Origin of the sequence: Nocardia camponoti, from assembly GCF_014646135.1 — a bacterium.
GTDB lineage: Bacteria > Actinomycetota > Actinomycetes > Mycobacteriales > Mycobacteriaceae > Nocardia > Nocardia camponoti.
The window spans coordinates 14364-36134 of the sequence record NZ_BMMW01000006.1 but is presented as its reverse complement, the minus strand read 5'-3'; the positions used below and the strand labels follow the sequence as shown (position 1 = coordinate 36134).

The 21771-nt window shown below is 65.2% G+C and carries 24 protein-coding genes; 9 read left to right on the top strand and 15 right to left on the bottom strand.

The genetic code is table 11. The features are described 5' to 3' along the window. Window positions 1-25: 25 nt before the first annotated feature. The gene (locus tag IEX78_RS22145; RefSeq protein WP_188830990.1) at window positions 26-529 is read left to right on the top strand and encodes an arginine repressor; all 504 of its coding nucleotides are present in this window, start codon (window positions 26-28) and stop codon (window positions 527-529) included. Window positions 530-537: 8 nt separating this feature from the next. Here IEX78_RS22145 and IEX78_RS22140 read toward each other — a convergent pair whose 3' ends face one another. The 6 genes from IEX78_RS22140 to IEX78_RS22115 are packed head-to-tail and all read right to left on the bottom strand — an operon-like array spanning window position 538 to window position 5485. After that, complete coding sequence (locus IEX78_RS22140) at window positions 538-1383, bottom strand: MurR/RpiR family transcriptional regulator (RefSeq protein WP_188830989.1); 846 nt, start codon at window positions 1381-1383, stop codon at window positions 538-540. Continuing rightward, window positions 1380-2204 (bottom strand): phosphonate ABC transporter, permease protein PhnE, encoded by an 825-nt coding sequence (gene phnE, locus IEX78_RS22135; protein WP_188830988.1) that lies wholly within the window; start codon window positions 2202-2204, stop codon window positions 1380-1382. Before phnE (IEX78_RS22135) ends, IEX78_RS22140 begins: the two co-directional genes overlap by 4 nt. Further along, window positions 2201-2989, bottom strand: coding sequence for a phosphonate ABC transporter, permease protein PhnE (phnE, locus tag IEX78_RS22130; RefSeq protein WP_188830987.1), 789 nt, complete (start codon window positions 2987-2989; stop codon window positions 2201-2203). Before phnE (IEX78_RS22130) ends, phnE (IEX78_RS22135) begins: the two co-directional genes overlap by 4 nt. Beyond that, the gene (gene phnC / locus IEX78_RS22125) at window positions 2986-3810 is read right to left on the bottom strand and encodes a phosphonate ABC transporter ATP-binding protein (RefSeq protein WP_188830986.1); all 825 of its coding nucleotides are present in this window, start codon (window positions 3808-3810) and stop codon (window positions 2986-2988) included. Before phnC ends, phnE (IEX78_RS22130) begins: the two co-directional genes overlap by 4 nt. Before the next feature lie 3 nt (window positions 3811-3813). Then, entirely contained in the window at window positions 3814-4824 is a 1011-nt protein-coding gene (phnD, locus tag IEX78_RS22120; RefSeq protein ID WP_188830985.1) for a phosphate/phosphite/phosphonate ABC transporter substrate-binding protein, read from the bottom strand. After that, a complete protein-coding gene (locus IEX78_RS22115; RefSeq protein ID WP_188830984.1) occupies window positions 4799-5485 on the bottom strand; it encodes an HAD family hydrolase in 687 nt (228 codons plus the stop codon). Before IEX78_RS22115 ends, phnD begins: the two co-directional genes overlap by 26 nt. A gap of 504 nt (window positions 5486-5989) precedes the next feature. On the opposite strand from IEX78_RS22115, the gene IEX78_RS22110 reads away from it, so the two are divergent. After that, window positions 5990-6820 carry an MHYT domain-containing protein gene (locus tag IEX78_RS22110; protein ID WP_229684237.1) on the top strand — a complete coding sequence of 277 codons (831 nt, stop codon included), beginning with the start codon at window positions 5990-5992 and terminating at the stop codon, window positions 6818-6820. On the opposite strand, the gene IEX78_RS22105 is transcribed toward IEX78_RS22110, so the two are convergent. The 5 genes from IEX78_RS22105 to IEX78_RS22090 are packed head-to-tail and all read right to left on the bottom strand — an operon-like array spanning window position 6774 to window position 9983. Then, window positions 6774-7910, bottom strand: a complete 1137-nt coding sequence (locus tag IEX78_RS22105) for a hypothetical protein (RefSeq protein ID WP_188830983.1) — start codon at window positions 7908-7910, stop codon at window positions 6774-6776. The two genes, IEX78_RS22110 and IEX78_RS22105, sit on opposite strands and share 47 nt — an antisense overlap. Next, window positions 7910-8830 carry a metal-dependent hydrolase gene (locus IEX78_RS22100; protein ID WP_188830982.1) on the bottom strand — a complete coding sequence of 307 codons (921 nt, stop codon included), beginning with the start codon at window positions 8828-8830 and terminating at the stop codon, window positions 7910-7912. Before IEX78_RS22100 ends, IEX78_RS22105 begins: the two co-directional genes overlap by 1 nt. 36 nt (window positions 8831-8866) lie before the next feature. Further along, a complete protein-coding gene (locus IEX78_RS22095) occupies window positions 8867-9661 on the bottom strand; it encodes an aldose epimerase family protein (protein WP_188830981.1) in 795 nt (264 codons plus the stop codon). A gap of 1 nt (window position 9662) precedes the next feature. After that, entirely contained in the window at window positions 9663-9797 is a 135-nt protein-coding gene (locus IEX78_RS24565) for a hypothetical protein (protein WP_268240923.1), read from the bottom strand. A gap of 39 nt (window positions 9798-9836) precedes the next feature. Next, window positions 9837-9983: a hypothetical protein gene (locus tag IEX78_RS22090; RefSeq protein ID WP_188830980.1), complete on the bottom strand. Its 147-nt coding sequence runs from the start codon at window positions 9981-9983 to the stop codon at window positions 9837-9839. Between the two features lie 226 nt (window positions 9984-10209). Here IEX78_RS22090 and argH point away from each other — a divergent pair, with 226 nt between their 5' ends. Then, complete coding sequence (gene argH, locus IEX78_RS22085; protein WP_188830979.1) at window positions 10210-11628, top strand: argininosuccinate lyase; 1419 nt, start codon at window positions 10210-10212, stop codon at window positions 11626-11628. Here argH and IEX78_RS22080 read toward each other — a convergent pair. Then, the gene (locus IEX78_RS22080; RefSeq protein ID WP_188830978.1) at window positions 11625-13208 is read right to left on the bottom strand and encodes an FAD-dependent monooxygenase; all 1584 of its coding nucleotides are present in this window, start codon (window positions 13206-13208) and stop codon (window positions 11625-11627) included. The two genes, argH and IEX78_RS22080, sit on opposite strands and share 4 nt — an antisense overlap. A 165-nt stretch (window positions 13209-13373) precedes the next feature. Between IEX78_RS22080 and IEX78_RS22075 the strand changes: the two genes are divergently transcribed. The 3 genes from IEX78_RS22075 to IEX78_RS22065 all read left to right on the top strand — a co-directional run bounded on the left by IEX78_RS22075 (window position 13374) and on the right by IEX78_RS22065 (window position 15687). Then, complete coding sequence (locus tag IEX78_RS22075; RefSeq protein WP_188830977.1) at window positions 13374-14021, top strand: TetR/AcrR family transcriptional regulator; 648 nt, start codon at window positions 13374-13376, stop codon at window positions 14019-14021. Window positions 14022-14137: 116 nt separating this feature from the next. Next, entirely contained in the window at window positions 14138-14908 is a 771-nt protein-coding gene (locus tag IEX78_RS22070; RefSeq protein ID WP_229684236.1) for a helix-turn-helix domain-containing protein, read from the top strand. A gap of 80 nt (window positions 14909-14988) precedes the next feature. Further along, complete coding sequence (locus tag IEX78_RS22065) at window positions 14989-15687, top strand: DUF998 domain-containing protein (RefSeq protein ID WP_188830976.1); 699 nt, start codon at window positions 14989-14991, stop codon at window positions 15685-15687. A 48-nt stretch (window positions 15688-15735) separates the two neighbouring features. Here the strand turns inward: IEX78_RS22065 and ilvA are convergent, their stop codons facing one another. Together ilvA and IEX78_RS22055 are read right to left on the bottom strand one after the other, a co-directional pair. Next, window positions 15736-16950, bottom strand: a complete 1215-nt coding sequence (gene ilvA, locus IEX78_RS22060) for a threonine ammonia-lyase (RefSeq protein ID WP_188830975.1) — start codon at window positions 16948-16950, stop codon at window positions 15736-15738. A 56-nt stretch (window positions 16951-17006) separates the two neighbouring features. Then, a complete protein-coding gene (locus IEX78_RS22055) occupies window positions 17007-18188 on the bottom strand; it encodes a serine hydrolase domain-containing protein (protein ID WP_188830974.1) in 1182 nt (393 codons plus the stop codon). Window positions 18189-18300: 112 nt separating this feature from the next. Here IEX78_RS22055 and IEX78_RS22050 point away from each other — a divergent pair, with 112 nt between their 5' ends. From IEX78_RS22050 to IEX78_RS22040, 3 genes are all read left to right on the top strand, one after another. Then, window positions 18301-19023, top strand: a complete 723-nt coding sequence (locus tag IEX78_RS22050) for a GntR family transcriptional regulator (protein WP_188830973.1) — start codon at window positions 18301-18303, stop codon at window positions 19021-19023. 84 nt (window positions 19024-19107) lie between these two features. After that, window positions 19108-20586, top strand: a complete 1479-nt coding sequence (locus IEX78_RS22045) for an NCS1 family nucleobase:cation symporter-1 (protein ID WP_188830972.1) — start codon at window positions 19108-19110, stop codon at window positions 20584-20586. Then, complete coding sequence (locus IEX78_RS22040; protein WP_188830971.1) at window positions 20587-21336, top strand: aspartate/glutamate racemase family protein; 750 nt, start codon at window positions 20587-20589, stop codon at window positions 21334-21336. Here the strand turns inward: IEX78_RS22040 and IEX78_RS22035 are convergent. Continuing rightward, window positions 21322-21684: a hypothetical protein gene (locus IEX78_RS22035; RefSeq protein WP_188830970.1), complete on the bottom strand. Its 363-nt coding sequence runs from the start codon at window positions 21682-21684 to the stop codon at window positions 21322-21324. The genes IEX78_RS22040 and IEX78_RS22035 overlap by 15 nt on opposite strands. Between the last annotated feature and the right edge of the window lie 87 nt (window positions 21685-21771).

Here is a 21771-nt window from a genome sequence, read left to right as displayed (position 1 = left end):
CCGCCCGCGCGCGAGAGCGACGATCATGAGCGCACCTGAGAAGGGTGCGCCGATGATCGCGCGCACGCGCGCGGGCCGCCAGTCGCGCATCGTCGAACTGCTCGCCGCCCATTCGGTGCGTAGCCAGACCGAACTGGCGGCGCTGCTTGCCGCCGAAGGCATCGAGACAACGCAGGCGACGCTGTCGCGTGACCTCGATGAACTCGGCGCGGTGAAGCTCCGCGCGGCCGACGGTGGCGCTGGCGTCTACATCGTTCCGGAAGATGGCAGCCCGGTGCGTGGCGTCACGGGCGGCACAACACGGTTGGCGAAACTGCTTGGCGACCTGCTGGTTTCGACCGATGCGAGTGGAAATCTCGCGGTCCTGCGCACGCCGCCGGGCGCCGCACATTATTTGGCGAGCGCCCTCGACCGTGCGGCTCTGCCGTACATCGTTGGCACGATCGCCGGCGACGACACGATCGCGGTCATCGCCCGCGAGCCCCTCACGGGTGCCGAATTGGCCGCTCGCATCGAGGCATTGGCGTAAACCGCCGCTTACGCGTCGTCGCGCAGGTACTCGCCGATCACTTCCAGATTCGCGGCGCGCTGAGTCGCCGCGGTGTCGCCTAAGGCCACCTCCACCGCCGCGACGAGCCCCTCGGTCAGGATGACCTGGGGGATTCGGCTTGTCACGGTCAGCTCGTCGCGGAACGTTATTTCGGCCATCCCGGTCACCAACGTCACGTCAGCGACGTCCGTGAGTGGGGAACGCGAAAAGGACGTCAGGCCAACCACTTTCGCACCTACCGACGCGGCCAGTTCCGCCGCACGCAAGCTGGGAGTCGTCGCGCCGCTACCGCTGACCACGATCGCTACGTCGCCCTCGCGCAGCATGCGGGCCGAAATATGTTGACTCATCACATCTATCGGCGCGACAACACGCAAGCCGAGGGCTTGGAGACGCGCCGCCACCGACGTCGCGACTGAGATCGACAAGCCGTTGCCGACGACCAACACCGTTTCGGCAGCCAGGATCGCCGTGACCGTCGCCTCGATCGCGGCGTCGTCAAGCAACGCCGTCATCGCTGTCATTGAATCGGCCGTATGCGCGAACGCCGCGCGGACAGTGCCCGCCGGACCGTCGGCGACCGGCGAAGCAGCGGGCGCGTCCTCGCGCGCAAGCAACATCCTGACCTGCTGATACCCGGTGAAACCCAAGCTTTGGCACGTGCGAACCACCGTCGCGCGCGAAGCGCCAGCGGCGTCGGCAACCTGCTGTGACGACAGCTCAACGACGCCGCCAGCCCGGTCGATGAGCACCTGCGCGACGCTGCGTTCAGCGGGCAACAGCGAAGGCGCTGCCGCGCGAATGTGCGCGAGCACCTCGCCGGGGCGGTTCACCCGCGCCACCGCCCGGTGACGATCTTGGTGCGGATGCGTCCGGAAACGCCGTCGATCATCATCGTCACCACGACGACAACGATAAACAGCATCCCGACCGTCGACCAATTCCGATACTGCACGTTCTGCACAAGCATCGACCCGATTCCGCCCGCGCCGATGAGCCCAAGCACCGCCGAAGCGCGCACGTTGATCTCAAAGCGGTACAGCCAGAACGCGAAAACCTCGGGCGCGACCGTTGGCCACAGTCCCCACCGCATCACCTGCACCGGCGAAGCGCCACAGGTGAGCGCGGCGACCATCGGCCCACGCTCGGCATTCTCAATGGACTCGTAGCCCCATTTACCAAGTGTGCCAATGGATCCGATGCCGATTGCCAGCGCACCGGTGAACGGCGTGAGCCCGGTGACCGACAAAATGATGATCGCGATCACGACCTCGGGCACCGCGCGCAGCAGTCCGAACAGTCCACGCATGGGCAGCCGGACCCAGCGTGGTGCTACCCCGCTCGCCGCCAAAAACGACAGCGGAAACGAGACGACGATGCCCAAAACTGTGCCAAGCCAGGCCATTTCGACGGACTCGATAGTCGCGGTCAGTGCTTGACCGAACGACGCCCAATCCGGCGGCAGGAACATTAGCCGCAGGTACCGAACCAGGCTGGCGGGGAAGTCGGCGAGCCGGTCCCATTTGATGTGGGCGCTCATCGTCGCGCCGATCACGACGGCGGTGATCGCCACCCACAGCACCCGCACCCCGAGCCTGCGGGGCTTTTTGGGCCGAACCGCAACCGAAACAGCGTGTGCGACAGCAACACTCATGCGAGCAACCTCTTTCGCACCATCGTCGACACGGTCTCGATCACCACGACGACGATCAGGATCTCCAGAATGATCAGCGAAAGCTGGTGGTACCGGTAGAAGCTGCGCACCTCGTCGATGAGCATGCCGAGCCCGCCCGCGCCAACCAGGCCAAGTACCGACGACGCGCGCACGTTCAGTTCAAGCACATACAGCGTCTGCGCGATAAACGCGGGCACGATCGCCGGGACAATCGCCGCGCGGTTGGCTTCCAGATAGGTCGCGCCGGTCGCGATCGCGGCCTCCTGTGGTCCAAGATCGGCGGCGTCGAGTGCTTCGGAAATCAACTTCACCACGATCGCGACATCAAACAGGATGAGCGCCAAAATGCCTGGGAGCGCGCCGATTCCGACCATTGAGACCAGCACCGCGGCCGACAACAGGTCAGGTATGGCCCGCGCGACATTCATGACCGTGCGCACTGTGCCGAGCAGTGGCCCCGACGGGTTCGTCGCGCGGGAGGCGAGGAAACTGAGTGGGAACGCGATCGCCGCGCTGACCGCCGTCGCGATCACCGCCATTCGCAACGTTTCCAGCAGCGGCCCCACCGTGTGCGGGAAGAACGCGTAGTCGGGCTGCGTGAGGGCGATGATCTTGTCGGCACCGTTGCGCCAATTGGCGACGATGTCGGTGAGGTTGCCGCCCACGTCATGCCAGGTCAACCAGGTGATCGCGGCGAGCACGGCGGCGATCAACCACAGTCGCCATGCCGTGCGCGGCTTAGTCGGACGCGAAACTGTTGTCATAGCGCCGCTTTCGCGTCCATCACGTCCTCGCCGGTGAGCGACCGACCGTAGATCCGTTCGAAAACCGACTCATCAGCGTCGCTACCCGGCCCGTCGAAAACCACTCTGCCCGCACGCAATCCGATCAACCGTTGCCCATATTCGCGGGCTAGGTCGAGGAAGTGCAGGTTGATCACCACGGTGATCCCTAGCTCGGCGTTGATGCGTTGCAAATCGCGCATCACCACATGCGACGTCGGCGGATCGAGCGAAGCGACGGGTTCGTCGGCGAGAATCACCTGCGGACTCTGGGCGAGCGTGCGGGCGATCGCGACCCGTTGTTGTTGTCCACCAGAGAGATTCGCGGCCTTCTCATACGCCTTGGCGACAATCTCGACGCGCTCCAGCGCTTGCATCGCCAGCTCAACGTCGCCGGAGCGCCACGCGCCAATCACGCTGCGCCACAACGGCGTGTGATAGAGCCGCCCCATCAGCACGTTGTTGAGCACCGAGGTGCGCCCAGCTAGGTTGAAGCTCTGGAAAATCATGCCTACTTCGGCACGTAACGCGCGTAATTCCTTGCCGCGCAACACCGTTCCCGAGGCAGAACGCAACTCACGGTGACCAACGGTGATGGCACCGTCGGTCACCGGAACGAGCCCATTGATCGCGCGAATCAATGTCGACTTACCCGCACCGGACAACCCGACAACCGCGACCAACTCGCCCGGCGCGATCGACAGCGAAACCTGATCGAGCCCGACGACACCGTTGGGGTAGCGCACCGAAACGTTGTCCAGCACCACCCCGGCGGGCGCGACTGGCTGCTGTCGATTCGTCATGCGTTAGCGCCCAACCGAATCCGCGGTCACCTTCGCCGCCTGCAACGCGACCGGGTCAGCGGGCTTGAGCCCCGTGATCTGGTAAATCGCGTTCAGCGCCTTGACGCCCTCGTCGGTGCCCGCGTAGTCGAGCAACGCCTGCTTGATTTTGTTCTGCCACTCGGGGTTGAGCTTGCTGGTGATCGAGACGCCGTCGTTGGGGATTTCCTTCGTCAACGCGAAAACGACAAGCTTCGCGGTGACCTCGGGGCTGTCCTTGAGCAGCGACTGACGCGCGTCCCAGTACGAAACGCCAACCTCGGCGTCGCCCTTGAGCGCGGCGGCGACCGCAGCCGGGTGCCCGCCGACCTGGGTGAGCTCGGTGTCCTTCTTGATGTCGACGCCAACCGCCTTCAATGCCGCCGACGGGTAGATGTAGCCAGCCGACGATGCCGACTCAAGCGACACCATCTTCGCGCCCTTGACCTTGGCGATCTGATCGAGACCCTTTGGCCCGTTGCCGTCGGCGGTGCCGTTACAGAAAAGCAGACCCTTCGCGCCGGGCGCGGGGGTATCGGCGCAGTACTTGGCCGGGTTGTTGGTGTAGAACTGCGCGGCGTAGGTGATCTTGCCTGCGCGGGTGCTCTGCAGCGCGGGGACGGCCTGGTATCGGTCGCACGCCTGGACCATCTGCAGCGGCGGCAGCATGCCGATCTGCGCCTGACCAGCACCGATCGCTTCGACAGCAGCCTGATAGTCCTGGGTGATTACCCCCTTGACCGGGATGCCGAGACGCTGCGTGAGCGCTTCCTCAAGTGGCTTCACCGTCTGTACGAGCTTGTTCGCGTCGCCGGACGGGACGAGCGCGAGGGTGAGCTTGGTCGGGGCTGGGGCGGCGGCGTCGGACTTGCCAACGCACGCCGCGTTGGGGTCGGCGGGCGCGGCGGTGTCGTCGGACGCGCCACAGCCGGTGAGCAGCATCGGGGCCACTGACAACGCCGTGACCAGGCTAAAGATGCGGTGTTTCGTGCTCATCGTTCTCTCTTTGTTCGAGCCACTGTGAGATCGGGGAGTAGAGCCCGGGGAAGTCGGGCGCGGACATGTCGGGGGCACCGTCGCCCCGGCCAAAACGATCGATATAGGCGGTGGCGCAACCCATTTCGTGGGGCCCACGTAGGTCGTTGCGCCAGATGTCGCCGATGGAAAGCAGCGTTGCCGCATCGGCGCCGTCGAGGATGGTCTCGACGATGGGGTCGAGGCCATCGGGTTTGCCCGCGTCGGTGATGATCTCGTCGAAAACGCCGACAAGGCCGATCGCGCTGAGAGTTTCGTCGATGCCGATGCGGGGGGAGTTGGTCACGAGCACCTTGCGCGCCGACGTAGCGGCGAGGAAATCCGCGAGGCCGCGCGGGGCGGCGACGACCAATTTGCCTGCGGCGAGGTCGATTCGGCTCGCGAGGTAAGCCTCTTGTAGCTCAGCGGGGCTCAGTAAGTCGCCCGCGAGTGCCTGGACGGCTTGGTAACCGTCGGCGAACCGCGAATCATGGTGCCCGGCAAGGTAATCGCGCAGTCCATCGTCGATCGCGCGGGCGACGTCACGGTCGACGAGGTCGCCAACATGGCCCGCATAGCTCCAGACAGGATCGTCGCCGACGCATACGGTGCCGTCGAAATCGAGGAGGAGAGTCGCGGTCACCGACCGAACATAAAGCCGTCTTGAACCAACTGTCCACGGGGGCAGCAATCATGAAACATGTGTTCATGCGCCGTTCACGGCACCACTACGGTGGCTACGGGTTGTCTGCGTGCGGAACGGGATTCGCGTCGGTGCCTCCCGCGATCATGTTGTTCGCGAGGTGCGGGGTGATTCCTAGGGTGTTGCCACGATGGGGTTCAAACCCGGGGCGATCACGGAAATCATTTTCTGCTCACCGGACTAGTGGCCTTGACTAATCTCGCTTGTCAATACCAATTACTTTCCGTTGCTTTTCTTTCGGACAGCCGCGATCCGAAGAGGGGTCAACGTCGGGATCTTCGCCTGACCGGCGATGTTGTCGCTCGCCTGGGCCGTTTGGTGGCCCACATAGCGCAATATAAAACCGAGGATTTCAATTCCCTTGATTCGAAATGCAATTTGGTCACATTATCGGAATGACCCGTCTTTAGCCGCGGTGGCCGAAAGTGAACTATCGTCGCCACCGTGTTGCCACTCGACCACTTCAGTCATGGCTTGATCAATCCCGCACTGGCCTACGGCATCTCGTTCATCGGGTCATTGCTGGGTTTGCGGTGCGCGTTTCACGCCGAAACCGCGCGACTAAACCTGGGCTGGCTCGCCGCCGCCGCGGTCGCGCTAGGCGGAACCGGGATCTGGGTCATGCACTTCACCGCGATGCTCGGGTTCACCATCAACGGGTCAGTTGTCCACTACGACATGGGCATTACCTTGCTCAGCGCGATCGTCGCGGTGGTGATCGTGTTCCTTGGGCTCTGGATTGTCACCAGCGGCGATCGCGGCTGGTCGCGGTTGGCGCTCGGCGGCGCGACCACCGGCTTGGGCGTCGCGGCCATGCACTACCTGGGCATGTCCGCGATGCACACCGGCGCGCGTATCACCTACGCGGCGCCGATGGTCGCGTTGTCGCTGGTGATCGCGGTCGTCGCGGCCACCGCGGCCCTGTGGTTCATGCTCAATATCCGCTCGCTGGTCACCTCGGTGATCGCTTCGCTGATCATGGCGTTGGCGGTAAACGGGATGCACTACACGGCGATGGCGGCGATGTCGGCCTACCCCGACCATCACGCCGGATCGCCGTCGGGTGCGGCACCCGTCGAGTTGCTCACGCCGCTCATCACATGTGTCGCACTGGTTGTCATGGCGTTGTTCGTTGTTGTTGGGCTCGCGGAGTTGGAGGTGCGTGGCAACACTGTCGCGCCGGTCGCCAGCGCCGGTTCGCCGAACGCGTTGCGGACAACCGACCCGGCTACGCTGGCTGCGAGCGGGCGGCAGTGGCCACGGAAACCGAGCTAGGTTTCGCGGTGAACGTCGCCGCGATGGTCAGCGCGGCGACGGCGAAGCAGGCTGCGGTGTAGATGAGGTTGCCAACCGGGTCGCCGTCGATGGTGGTGCCGTTGTGCGCGGTGAGGTAGTCGGGGAGCGCGAACAACCAAAGTCCAGCTAGCACAACCACATACGCGACGCCGTACCACCCGACGATGCGGTTCGTATACGTCGGGCGCTCGGCGCCAGCACGCACTCGTCGCCATTGCGCGACGAGCGCGTACACCGCGACCGCCGACAAGATCGCCAGCTCAGCGGCGTACAGTGCGCCGCGCACGGTGTCGCTGCGGTAGCCGAGCACCGTCGCGGGGAGCGGAAGCAGGAACGTGCCGAGCGAAGCGGCGAAGCCGACAACGATGGTGCGCCAGGTGATCTCGATAGCGCTGAACTGTTTGGTCGCGACGTGTCGGCCAACAAAGAACTGCACGCACCACGCCAACGACATCGGCCACAGTGCGGCGAAAACCACGACGCTGCCCATCGGCACCGAGTCGAGCATCGGCTGATTGAGCGGGTTATCGAGGGTCCACTCCCACCACCGCAGTTGCGGCCCAAGGTGATCGAAGATTTCGTAGAACGCGTGGTGGACGAAGCCGACGCACGCCGCGCCGATCAGGGTGCCGTAGCGCTCGAAGATCCCGAGCGAGCGGACGAGGCCGAACGCGAGCGTCGCCATGAACGGGTAAATCGCCACGATGTACAAGGGCAAACGGCCCCACAGGAATTCGACCGTGAACACGTTGTGGGCGAACATCGTGTCGACGTGGCCGTCGAGACCGAACGCGGCGGGGAAGTACAGCGGGGGTTCGATGACGAAGAGGTAGGCGAGCGCACCGAACCAGACAACAAGATCGGTGGGGTCGTGCTGCTTGCGTAGTCGTTGAATCGCGAAAATCAGCGCGAGGACCGCGCCAACGACGACGGTGACTTCGAGGATCGGCAGCGTCGCGTTCTCCAGGGTCGCGGGATTGCGAAACTCGACAAGACCGCCTGCCTCGCCACACGAAAACCCAAGGCGCGCGGCAAGTTCGGCGAACGTGGTGGTGCACTCGGGTGCCATCACGCCTCCGCTGCCGTGTACCAGCGGGTCACGTCGTAGCCTGCGTCATAGCGCCGGAACCACTCTTCGGCTAGCGCGGGCAGCACTTCGTTCGCTGGGTTGTGCCCCGGAATCTGGCTGCGCACAACACCATTCAGGGCGACGAGCTGTTCGCGCAGGCCCAGGTCGTCGAACGCGCGTGGGCTCGTCCCGTTGTCGACGCGCGTGAGACCGGGCACCAAGCCGCGCAGCGACTGCGTCAATCGGTAGGTGGCGAACATCGACAGCGCGTCGACCTCCCGATCGTCGACGGGGACGTGCTCGTTGAAGCCCGCGCATGCAACGCGGATCACCTTCATTACGTGGCGAAAGATCGAGGGCGCCACGCGCATTCGATAGAGCCCGGAGTTGACCACCGAATCGAAGATGATCAGCGCCGAACTGCGATGCTCAACCTCTTCGACGAAATGCCACAGGAAAAGCGAAGCGACGCGGTCGTCGCCGGGCGCGAACAGTGTGGCCTCGTTGTCGAGCATCAGCTTGAAAACGGGGGTGAAGGTGGCTTCCAGGTCGGCGGTGTAGGCGAGTCGGTAGCGCACCGAGGTGCTCGCGGTGAGCTTGTCGAATTCAGCGACGACCGCGTCCAGGGTTTCCTGCAAGCCGGGATAGCGGTCGATCAGCGCCCGGACATGCTGACGGTGCGCGGTGGAGTGTTGGCCCTCCTGCCGCATGAACGCGTCGGCTTCGGCGGCCACTTCCGGGTCGGTGATGAGCGGCTTCGCCTGGGTGATGAGCTGGACGATCATCTTTTCGAAGCCGATAGCCAGGAACGACACCGCGTTCGCCATCGAGGAGAACGCCGGGTTCGCCGGGTTCCAACAGAACGGCACGGGTCGGTCTTTGAACGCGAAGTCCATTTTGCGGACGTGAAGGTCGGTCACCCATCCGATGATATGGAACGTGTTCTAGTTTTGGAGCTAGTTTCGCCGCCAACGCCATTCGGCACGCACGTCGAGGGGATCGGTTGGCGTGACGATGCGCGGGTCGGTGTTGAGCCCGTTCGGTGGGCCTGACTGCGGTTCGACTGACAGTGATTCCTCCGGCAGCGTCCACACCACCATGTCGTGCACCGGGCTAGTGATCGTGAGTTCGAGGAAGCCTGGCCAGGTGAGCGTGGCGCGCGCACCGTCGGGCATGCCGAAATCGTCGTCCCACGGCGGTTCGGTTGGCGGGATGTGGCGGCCGGTCGGCAGGTAGTCGGGCCCGCGTTCCTCCTGCCACGCGGGGTCGAACGACAGTTCAAGCGGGCCCTTCGCAGGCGGGACATCGCGCAAAAACCACGGGTGCCAGCCGCCTTGGGCGGGGAAGGGTTCTTCGGTCGCGGTGATGCGCATCGTCATCGCGAGGCTGTCGTCGGCGAGAGTGAAGCTCTGGGTGACCGTGCCGGGAAACGGCCACGGGTCGGTGAGTTGATGCGTGATCGTCGCGGTGGTCGGCGACACCGCGACCACCTCCCACGTGCCGTCGCGCGCGGTGCCGTGAATGCTGTGCGGCGGCTTGTTGGTTGGCAGGTGATAGGTGTGCCCGTCGACTTCGAACTCGCCATAACCGAGGCGGCCCGCCCACGGTGCCATGACGAATTGGCCGGTGCCGGGGTCTTGGCGCAGCAATTCGGTGCCGTCGATGCGCAATCCGTGCAGGGAGCCGCCGTCGCTTGGCGCGATGATGAGCTCCGCGTTGCCAGCGCGGAGCGTGAGGTCGGACTCGGCCACGTCAGCTCTTGAGGAAGCTGAGGATGTTGGCCAGCAGGGGAGCGGCGATGGTGAAACCGGAATCCAGCGCGAAAACCGCGAGCCCGGCGATCGCGTAGTAGTTGTTCGACAGGGTTTGCAGGATCGCATCGGTCATGTAGGCCTCCTGAGTTCGGTGACGCGGGGTGGTTCGGTGTTAGAGAGCCCCGAGTAACTCGCGCAGGATGGGCGCGCCCATGTCGATGGTGACCTTGGCGATGGTGAGGCCGAGGTTGCCTAAGCCGACGACAACAGTGCCGAGCAATTCGTAGTTGTCCTGAGCGAACTGGCGTAATTCATTCATGATGACGCTCCTTCTACCCCGACCGCGAACAAGCTGTGTGACCAGCGTCTCATAATTGCGGGGTGGTCGCTACGCACCCCGCTGGTGAATGAAATTGCACTGGTGTGCATAATCATTTATCGAACGAACCGGCTGGTTGAGCGACGTGGGAGCGGACGTAAGCTCGACCGCTGGCGGATGGCAACCATGCCGTTAGGACACGCGGCAGCGAGGCGAAGGACGGGCGATGACGCACAGCGGAACCAATGAAGGCGCGCTTTGGGGCGGGCGATTCGCGTCTGGCCCCGCCGAGGCGATGGCCGCGCTGAGCAAGTCGACCCACTTCGACTGGGTGCTCGCGCCCTATGACATTCGCGCGTCCAAGGCGCACGCCCGCGTGCTGCATAAGGCTGGGCTGCTCGCCGACGCTGACCTCGCCGACATGCTCGCCGGTCTCGACGTACTCGCCGCCGACGTCGCATCGGGTGCGTTCGGGCCCGCCGACTCCGATGAGGACGTGCACGGCGCGCTTGAGCGTGGGCTTATCGAGCGGGTTGGCACCGAGCTCGGTGGGCGACTGCGGGCCGGTCGGTCGCGCAACGACCAGGTCGCGACGCTGTTCCGCATGTGGTTGCGTGACGGTGCCCGGCGGGTGGCCGCTGGCGTGCTCGACGTTGTTGACGCGCTCACCGCGCAGGCCGCCGCGCACCCCGACGCCGTGATGCCGGGCAAGACGCACTTGCAGGCCGCGCAGCCGGTGCTGTTGGCGCATCATTTGCTCGCTCACGCGCACCCGTTGCTGCGTGACCTTGAGCGCTTGCGTGACTTCGACAAGCGCGCCGCCATCTCGCCGTACGGGTCGGGTGCGCTCGCTGGTTCGTCGCTGGGCCTGGATCCTGAGCAGATCGCCGAAGAGCTCGACTTCACCGCGTCGGCGGCCAACTCGATCGACGCCACCTCGTCGCGTGACTTCGCCGCCGAGGCCGCGTTCGTTTTCGCGATGATCGCGGTCGACCTTTCGCGCCTCGCCGAAGAGGTAATCCTGTGGAGCACACCGGAATTCGGCTACATCACGCTCGCTGACGCGTGGTCGACGGGGTCGTCGATCATGCCGCAGAAGAAGAACCCGGACGTTTCCGAACTCACGCGTGGCAAGGCTGGTCGCCTGATTGGCAACCTCACGGGTCTGCTCGCGACGTTGAAGGCGCAGCCGCTCGCCTACAACCGCGATTTGCAGGAGGACAAAGAGCCGCTTTTCGATTCGGTCGCGCAGCTTGAACTGCTGCTGCCCGCGATCGCCGGTTTGGTCGGCACGTTGACCTTCCACACCGACCGCATGGCCGAATTGGCCCCTGCCGGTTTCACTTTGGCGACCGACATCGCGGAATGGATGGTGCGCCAAGGTGTTCCATTCCGCGTCGCGCACGAGGCGGCGGGCGCGTGTGTGCGGGTAGCCGAGGGACGCGGAGTTGGTCTTGATGAGCTGACCGACGAGGAATTCGCGGCGATTGACCCGGCGCTGACCGCTGGGGTGCGCGAGGTGTTGACGGTGGAAGGTTCGATCGCGTCGCGTAACGCGCGTGGTGGGACGGCGGGTGTGCAGGTCGCCAAGCAGTTGGCTGGGGTGCGCGCCGACGCCGACGATGCGCGTGGGTGGTTGCGTTAAGTTTCGGCGCGCGGAAGCGGCGTTGGGTACAGGCGATCGGTGGAGCGGAGCCAGCGCCGTAGTGCCGCGCGGAGTGACTGTCGGTCCGGGGCGTCGGGGTGGGGTGACGCGGTTGCCCAGGCGACGTGGCAGTCCGGGCGCAGGAGCACGGCGGCGGGCGATCCGGGTTGGGGGCGTGCGGTGACGACGTCGAGTTGGTCATGCCATTCGGGAAGCGTTTCCGCCAGGCGCGTGTCGCCGGTCAGGTCGAGTAGTAGTGGCCGTGCGGTCCTGGTCAGCTCGGCCAGCCGGACCCTCCCGTCCGGGGTGAGCAGTTCCATGTCCGGGGCGAACCGGCCGATGAGCGGGTGGGTGTCGGGGATGCCCATGTCGTAGTGGATGTCGGCGCCTGCGGTGAGGGCGGCGAGACGCCGCACGGTGTCCTGGTCGAGCAGTAGTTCGCTGAACAGGGTGCGCAGGGCGGTGACGTCGCTGCCCGGGGTGATCAGCGCGGATTGTGCTTGGGCGTAGGTGACCATGCGAGAGGCGGCTTGCCCGCGTTCGGATTCGTAGCTGTCCAGCAGCCCGGCCGGGGCGTTGCCGAGGATGGCGGCGGCTAGTTTCCAGCCGAGGTTGGCTGCGTCCTGCAGGCCGAGATTGAGTCCGGGTCCGCCTCCTGCGGTGTAGATGTGGGCGGCGTCGCCGATGAGGAACACGCGGCGGTCTCGGAATCGGTCGGCGATTCGGGTGTTGCCGCCGCTGAGTCGGCGCAGTACGTGCGGGCCCTGGCCGGTGGGTTGACCCATCGGCAGCTCGGCGGCGAGCACTCGGCCAGCGCTCGCCTGGAGCTCGTCGAGGCTCATGGGAGCGTCTGTTTCGGGCTGGTCCCACTCTGTGGTGCTGATCAGTGGCGGCTGCCCGGGGAACGGTGCGTAGGAGAATCCGCCGCGTTCGGTGCGTAGCGGCAGGAACGGCTGGACGGTCCCGTAGCCAGGCACGGTCAACGCGCCGGTGGTCGGGTCCACCCAGTCGGACGGGATGGTTGCGTGTGCAGCCCGGCTGGTCGTGCGGTCGTAGCTGACACCGGGGAATCCGATACCGGAAAGCTTGCGGGTGAGGCTGTGCGCCCCGTCTGCGCCGACGAGATAAGCGGCCCGCAGCCGGTAGGTTCCGTCCGGGCCCGCGACGTCCACGGTGACCGCGTCGTCCTCCTGTGCCAGCCCGACGACCTCGTGTCCGCGCCGGATCTGCGCGCCGAGCTCGACAGCGCGCTCTTCCAGAACCTGCGTGATGTGGTGCTGTGGGGCGGCCAGACCGTAGATGGGGCTGTCGTCGAGCAGGCTCAGGTCCAGTGCCATCGCGGCGAACATGAAGTAGGTGGAGTTCGGTTGCGGCGGTGCCGGGCTGGCGCTGAGCGACTCGTAAAGGCCCCGCCGGTCCAGAAGTTGCACGACTTGGCCGAGCAGGCCGTTGGCTTTCGGTTCTGTGCTCGGTGCGGCCAGTCGCTCCAACACGAGCGGCCGGACCCCGGCCAGGCTCAGTTCGCACGCCAACATCAGCCCGTTGGGGCCACCTCCGCTGATCACAACATCGACGGTCACGAGTGCTCTTCTCCTTCTGGTTCGAGCCGCGACGTGGTCGGCCGCGGTAGTACTCGCCAAGGGCGGTGGTTCCTTGGTGCTAGGGCAGATGGCCGCCAGAGTAGAGGAAAAAATTGCGCGCACGCAAATTTTCGTGCACGCACTCAGTGATGCGATACTGAGACCGTGACACAACGGAAAGGGCTGCGCGAACAGAAGAAGCAGGCCACCCGGGAGGCATTGCGGGAGGCGGCGCTTCGGCTGGCGCTCGAGCGCGGGCCGGACAACGTGCGCGTCGACGACATCGCCGAGGCCGCCGGCGTCTCACCGCGGACCTACAACAACTACTTCTCCAGCCGCGAACAGGCGATCGTCGCCGCCGTCACCGCGGAGCGGGAAACACGGGTCGCGGCGGCAGTGGCCGCCCGGTCCGCCACCGGGCGTCTCGCAGATGCTGTCATCGACGCGATCGTGGATCAGTACACGACACAGAGCGAGTCCGGGCGCGACGCGCTGCTGCTGATCACCACCCATCCAGCACTACGTGACGCATTTGTTCACGCCGCCACCGCGATCGAATATCCCCTCACCGAGGCTATCGCCGAACGCCTCGGAGACACCGACCCGCATACCGCCCGCGTGCTCGCGGCCTGCGTGGCCGCCGCGGTTCGTGTCGCCCTCCAACAATGGTTGCGGCCCGCCATGACTTCCCCGGCGAGCAGCGGACTCGTCGTGCCGTCCGGCGCGTTGCCGGACCTACTACGCACCTCACTCGCACCACTCGCTCCGGCGCTCGATGCCGCCGAGAAACGATCAGGCAGCCGACAGCAGTGAACCTCGTGCCCCGCAGCAAAACGACAAGCCCTAACCACGGGCCCGGTTCTGGCTGGGACTTCGCTGGTCCGTCCGCTGCCGCACGATCGGGTGCCGCGATGATCGGATACCGCGACGTGGGCGGCACCGGGTTGGACTTGCGCGTTGCCGCGACGACGGCGGTCGCCGTGGTGATCGAGTTCGGGGGCGCCGAACTGATCGTCGGCGACGACGACGGACGTCAGGTATCGGGCGGTTTCGTCGTCGGGCTCCCCCTTACTGCCACGCGCATCCGCACAAGGCATGCCGAGTGCGTTGAGGTTCGTTTGTCACCGATCCAGGCACACGCTCTGCTGGGTGTGGCCGCGACCGACCTGGGCCAAGGCGTTGTCCCGTTGGACGAGTTGTGGGGATCGCAAGTCCAGCGACTACGGGAGCGACTCGCGGCCGCGCGGTCCTGGGAGGAACGGTTCGCGTTGACGACATCGTTTCTGGCGCAGCGCGACCGGCCGACGCGGACGCTTGATCCCGAGGTGATCGCCGCCTGGCACCACATACTCGCCTCCGGCGGCCAGGTGAAGGTCGGCGAGCTCGCCGAATCCCTCGGATGGAGCCGTAAACGGCTGTGGGCGAGGTTCGAATCCCAGATCGGACTGACACCCAAGCGGGCAGCGATGCTGGTCCGCTTCCGGTGCGCGGTCGTGGGTTTGCTGGCGGGCCGCCCCGCCGCCGACGTCGCTGCGGTGTGCGGGTACACCGATCAGGCGCATCTGTCCCGGGATATGGCGATCTTCGCGGATCGCACACCGGGGGCACTGCACGCGGGCAATCTGCCTGTCATCGCCCTGGAGCGGTACCGGGCGTGGGGAACATTTTTCCAATCTCCGGGGCGGCCGATCGGTCGATAGTGGTGTCCACCTCGGGTGCGGCCGACGAGCAGAAGGCAACCCGAGACTCCACCCCGATCGACGACGAGAGGACGTGTGTCGTGACCGACACTCTCAGCCGTAAGACCACGGCACGAAATACGGGACAGCTGTCAGCGGCGACGCCAATACTGCTGGCCTGCGGCATCATCGCTCCGCTGCTCAACATCAGTGTCCTACTCGTCCTTGGGGCGATACGCCCCGACTACAACGCCCTCGTTGTGCCCGACAGCAACCTCGAACTGGGGCCCGGCGGGTGGATGCAGATCACCAACTACATCGTTACCGGAGCGCTCCTGCTCGCCTTCACCGTTGGGGCGAAATGGCGGCTCTTGCGAGGACCCGGATCCACCTGGGTCCCCGTACTGCTGTGCGTCTACGGCCTCACCTTCGTCGCGATCGGACCGATCCTGCCCGACCCGTCGCTGGGTTACCCGCTTGGCGCATCAGAGGAGTTGACCGTGCACGGCGCCGTCCACAGTCTGCTCGGCCTCGTTCAGTTCTCTTCGCTGACCGCGGCGTGCTTCGTGCTGGCGCGACGTGACGCGAAACTCGGAAACCTCGGCTGGTCCACATATTCGAAGGTATCCGGACTGCTGATCGCGGGCTCTTACCTCGCCTTCGCCCTCGTCGCCAAATTGGTGGACGGAGGACCCGCAGGGCTCATCGAACGGATCGGGCTCGTCGTCTGCGGCACATGGATTGCGCTCTTGGCGATCCGCCTGATGAAACAGTCGGCCCAACACGGATCTGCCACATAGCCCAACCTGCCAGGCCGGAGACCTCGACCGCGTCTACCGCCAGGGTTGCTAGGGCTCCGCGCGCACGCCAAATCCCGCGTCCCGCAACGTTTTTAGTACTTCGTCGCGGTGCGCGGGGCCTCGGGTTTCTAGGGTGAGGGAGACCTCTACCTCGTCGACTGCCAGGGTTGACGCGGTGCGGGAGTGGGACACGTCGACCACGCTCGCCTCGGCCGCGCCAACTACCGCGAGCAGGGCCGACAGCGCGCCTGGGCGGTCGGCGATCGTCACGCGCAGTTCGAGGTAGCGACCGCCCGCGCTCAGGCCGTGACCGATCACGCGCGTGAGCAGCAGCGGGTCGATGTTGCCGCCCGACAGGATCGCGACGACCGGGCCTTCCAGATTGGGAATCGCGTGCGTGAGTAACGCGGCGACTCCTGCCGCCCCCGCCGGTTCGACCACCAGTTTGGCGCGTTCCAAGCTCAGGACCAGCGCTTTCGCGAGCGCGTCCTCGTCGACGGTCACGATCTCGGTGCCCAACGCGGCGACCTCGGCGAAGGGGACCGCGCCGGGCAGGCCGACCGCGATGCCGTCGGCCATGGTCGCCATTTTCGGCAACGCGGTCGGCGCGCCCGCCGCGAGCGAACTGGGCCATGCGGCGGCGTCGGCGGCCTGCACTCCGATTACCCGGACATGCGGGGCGAGGGCGTGCATCGCCGCGGCGACCCCAGCGAGAAGCCCGCCGCCGCCGGTTGGGACGACGACCGTCGCGACGTCAGGCACCTGTTCCAGGATTTCCAGTGCGACGGTGCCCTGGCCAGCGACGATGTCGGGGTGGTCGAACGGGTGGATGAGTGTCGCGCCGGTGCGGTCGGCGAATTCCCTTGCGGCAATGAGGGCTTCGTCAACGGTGTGGCCAACCTGATGCACGTCGGCGCCGTAAGCGCGGGTCGCGACGAGCTTCGGCAGCGAAGCGCCCAACGGCATGAAAACCGTTGACGCCGTTCCCAATTCGGTCGCTGCCCACGCGACCCCTTGCCCGTGATTGCCCGCACTCGCCGCGACAACGCCTCGCGCGCGCTCGTCCGCCGACAGATTCGCGATGCGGTTATAAGCCCCACGCGGTTTGAACGACCCCGTGCGCTGCAAGTTCTCACACTTGAGCAGGACGGGCGCGCCGACCCGGTCGGACAGCACCCGCGACTCCACCGTCGGCGTACGCCGCACCACCGGCGCGATGCGCGCGGCGGCCGCTTCGATGTCGTCGAGCGTCACGGACTCCATGCGCCCATGCTGCCAGCCCTAGGACGTTGACGGGCCGAGGCGCGAGGGGCCGAGCCTCACTCGGCGGCCGCACCCCGCGCGATGTGGTCGGCGACCATGCTCAATCGCGTCAACCTCGCATCGCCCAACGGGGTCAGTTTGCCGCCCAATCGGTTCGTCACGAATGCCAGCGACAGTCCCGTTTTGGGGTCCGCGTACGCGCCCGAACCGCCAAGGCCGAAGTGGCCGAAAGCCGAGATCGGGTCGCGCTTCGACGGCTTCATCGGCACACCGTGGTAGCCGAGCGCCCACGGGACGCGGAACGACGCGAGCACGTAGTCGGGCGTGAAAACCTGACGGGTCGCCGCGCGAGTGATGGTGTCCGCGTTGAGGATTCGCGTGTCTCCTAGCACGCCGCCATTAGCCAACGCCCCGTACACCCGCGCCAACGCGCGCGCCGAAAACACCCCGTTCACGCCCGGCATCACCGAATCGTGGATGCGCGGGTCGGCCATCAGGTCGGCGAAACCGCGCGGCGTCGTCTCCGCTGCCGCGGCGAAGCGGGTGCGGGTCAACAGGTCGGAGCCGGTGTCCCAATCCATGCCCGCCGCCTTCAACCGAGGGAACATGGTCGCGATGCGGTGACGTTCGGACACGGGCACGCGAAACCAAAGTTCTTCCGCACCAAGAGGTTCCGCGAGTTCGGTACGCACGACCTCGGTGAACTCACGCCCCGTCACGCGACGCACCAGTTCGGCGGCAAGGTGGCCGTAACTGATGCCGTGATACCCGCTCGTCGTCCGATGGCGGGGGTCGGGCGTTGCCGCCGCGAGTGCGGCCGTGACCGACGCGTCGTCGAAAAACCGGTCCGTCGCGCCCGGTAACAGCCCACGCAACCGATGCAACCCCGCGCGATGGGTGAGCAGATCAGCGACAGTGATGTGCTCCTTGCCCGCCGCGGCGAACTCCGGCCAGTACGTGGCGACGGGCTCGGCGTAATCGAGCTGACCACGTTCGACTAACTGGTGAATCACCGTCGAAGCGACACCTTTGCCCGTCGAAAACCCCAGCGCGACACTGTCGCTCGTCCACGGAACACCGGGGCTCGCGTACCCAGCCCACACGTCAACGACGGGCTCACCACGCAAGTACACCGCGAGCGCTCCACCGCCGTGACCCGGTTTGCGGAACAATCGGTCAAAGACCGTAACCAGGCTGACGAACCGACGGTCAACCACTTGCGCTGTCGAAACTCCCATCATTCGAGCATGCCACCTCCCGCCCGCACATCGGACCGGTCGGTTCTGGGAGCGTTTCCTAACTGTCACATCAAGCAGTCCGGCCGCAATACTTCCGCCATAGCATCTGTGCATGTCATCAAGACGACGATCAGCGTTGCTCGCGAGACTGGTGGTCGACCAGCCGGGCCGTCCGCAAGGCATCTTAGGCGAATTGCGCCGCGTGATACTCGACGGAGCGGTCCCGCCAACCACCGTCATTCCGCTGCGTGAGGTGTCGGAACTCTTTGGGGTGAGCCACATTCCGGTGCGTGAAGCACTGAAAACGCTCATCGGCGAAGGGCTCGTGACGCACCGGCAACAACACGGCTATCAGGTGGCCCAGCTCACCGTCCAAGAGTTGCGCGAAATGTATATCGTGCGCGACACCCTCGAAACCGCGTCGCTTGCCGCCGCCGCACTCGCGGCCGACGACGACGATCGCGACCACCTCCGCGAGGTCAACGACCTCCTCGAACGCGCCATCCTCAACGACGACCCCGTTGCCTACCACCGCCAATCGCGCCGTTTCCACGTTGCCCTCACCCGACCATCGCGCATGCACCGGCTACTCCACATGCTCGAAACCGCGTGGAATGTCACCGAACCCGTGCAATCGATGGTGCATATCGACCGTAGCGACCGCGAAAGTCTGCACACTGACCACCTTTTGCTGCTCGAAGCTTTCCTCGCCCGCGATGTCGACGCACTGCTCGCCGCTGCCGACCTGCATCATCGCCGACTAGAATCGGTCATCGCCACCCTCCCAACCGATACCGGCCTGCTCGCCCCGGAACATATATCTTCGCCGCAATAGTCGAGAAATTCACGAGCAATCACGAGGAAACGGCTGATACTTACCCTCAGGGCAGCTTGATTTGCCCTCGGATTGGGAAGTGCGATGACCGACACCATTACCTCATCGGCGGGGATTTCCGCGCCGGAACCCCCAGCTTACGATCCCAGTCTCACGAATGCGGATCTCGCTCCGCTGAAAGATCAAAAGTGGGGCACCTACAACATCTTCGCGTTCTGGATGTCGGATGTGCACAGCGTCGGCGGATACGTCACTGCCGGAAGCCTTTTCGCCCTTGGTCTGGCCAGTTGGCAGGTACTCGCCGCGCTGCTCATCGGCATCACGATCGTGTACTTCCTCTGCAATTTGGTCGCTAAACCGAGCCAACTCACCGGCGTTCCCTATCCGGTGATCTGTCGCAGTGCGTTCGGTGTACTCGGTGCGAATGTGCCCGCGATTATTCGCGGATTAATCGCGGTGGCCTGGTACGGCATTCAAACATTCCTTGCTTCGGCCGCACTCGATGTTGTGTTGGTGAAACTGTTCCCCGGCCTCGCGCCCTACGCGGTCACCGCCGACTACGGATTCCTCGGCCTTTCCCTGCTCGGCTGGGGTAGCTATCTCGCGCTCTGGGTCATTCAGGCCTGCGTCTTCTGGCGCGGCATGGATTCGATTCGCAAGTTCATCGATTTCTGCGGTCCCGCCGTCTACGTCGTGATGTTCCTGCTGTGCGGCTACCTCATCGCCAAAGCGGGCTGGAGCGCCATCGACCTCAACCTCGGCGCGGTGAAATACACCGGCTGGGACTCGGTTCCGGTGATGCTCGGCGCGATCGCGCTCGTCGTCTCCTACTTCTCTGGCCCCATGCTCAATTTCGGCGACTTTTCGCGCTACGGCAAGAGCTTCGCGGCGGTCAAACGCGGCAATCTGCTTGGTCTGCCGGTGAACTTCCTCGCGTTCTCCCTGCTCGTTGTTGTCACCGCTTCGCTTACCGTCCCGATTTACGGCGAATTGATCACGGACCCGGTCGCGACCGTCGCCAAGATCGATTCCACCTTCGCTATTCTGTTGGGCGCGTTGACTTTTACGATCGCGACCATCGGCATCAATATCGTCGCCAACTTCATTTCGCCCGCGTTCGACTTCTCGAATGTGAGTCCCCAGCGCATTAGTTGGCGTGCCGGCGGCATGATCGCGGCAGTCGGTTCAGTGCTCATCACGCCGTGGAATCTCTACAACAATCCCGACGTCATCCACTACACCCTCGAAGTGCTCGGTGCCTTTATCGGCCCACTGTTCGGCGTGCTGATCTGCGATTTCTACCTGGTGCGCAAGCAAAAGGTGATCGTCGACGATCTGTTCACCCGCTCAACAACCGGCGCCTACTACTACACGAAGGGCTACCACCCCGCCGCGATTATCGCGACGATTATCGGTGCGGCCATCGCGGTATTCCCGGTGCTTGCCAACAGCATTTACGGCATGCACACCGCGGCCCAGTACAGCTGGTTTATCGGCTGCGGCATCGGCTTTGCCGTGTACTACCTGCTCACCGGTGCCAAGCGCGCGGCGGTGCAACCGTAAATGCGCATCCGAGTGGTCAACCCCAACACCACTCGGTCGATGACGCTCGCAATCGAGCAGTGTGCCAAGGCCGTGATCGCGCCGGGCACACTGCTCGACGCGGTCACGTCACCGACCGGACCGGCTTCGATCGAAAGTCACTACGACGAAGCGCTGAGCGTGCCCGGCCTGCTCACCGCGATTCAGCAAGGTGAAGCCGACGGCGTCGACGGGTACGTGATCGCGTGCTTCGGCGACCCGGGGCTCGACGCGGCACGCGAACTCGCCACCGGTCCGGTGCTCGGCATCGCGGAAGCGGCGATGCACACCGCGAGCCATCTCGGGCGCGGGTTCAGCGTGGTCACCACGCTCGCCCGAACGATGGGCCGCGCCCGTGACCTTGCCGAACGCTATGGGATGGATCGGTTTTGCCTGGGCGTGCACGCTTGCGAACTGCCGGTACTCGCGTTGGAAACCGACCCGCGCGCGCGTGCCGTGGTGACCCAAGCATGCCGACAGGCCGTCGAACAGGACGGTTCGGACGCGGTCGTGCTCGGCTGTGCGGGGATGGCCACCCTGTGCGCGAGAATTTCCGACGACATCGGCGTCCCAGTCGTTGACGGGGTCGCCGCGGCGACGCTGACCGTGCAGTCGCTGGTGACGCTGGGACTACGAAAATCGGGCAGGGGCGAATTCGCATCGCCACTGCCCAAGCCGTACACGGGTGCGCTCGCCCATTACGAGCTGGGGGAGCGGTCAGGCCGCCGCTGAATGCGGGGCGAGTTCACGGATGACGGCGTCGACATTGTCGACATCAACGACCAAGCGCGTGAAATCGCCGCCCGGTGCTAAGTCGATTTGCACCGCGTTGCCGCCGAACTTCGTGTCCCAAAATTCGCGACGGCCCTTACCTCGAAAAACGCCAGCGGCGATAACGCCGGGCAGGAACGTGCCGGGCGCGCGGACCCACGGCGGACGCAGGTCGACTTCGGCGGGAACGATGCTGACGACCGCGTCGCGATCGAAGCTGGCCTGCTGGCGCAGCGCGAGCAGACGGTGACTGCCGAGCACGTGGACAGACACAGTGTTGTCGTTGTCGTTGATCTCCAGTTCGACCATCGTCGCCTCACTTCGTTCGCAACGCCGGGACCCCTTCGCTGTGCGGTCAAGCCTGGTCGACCGTCCTGTTCTCACGCTGTGGCGATG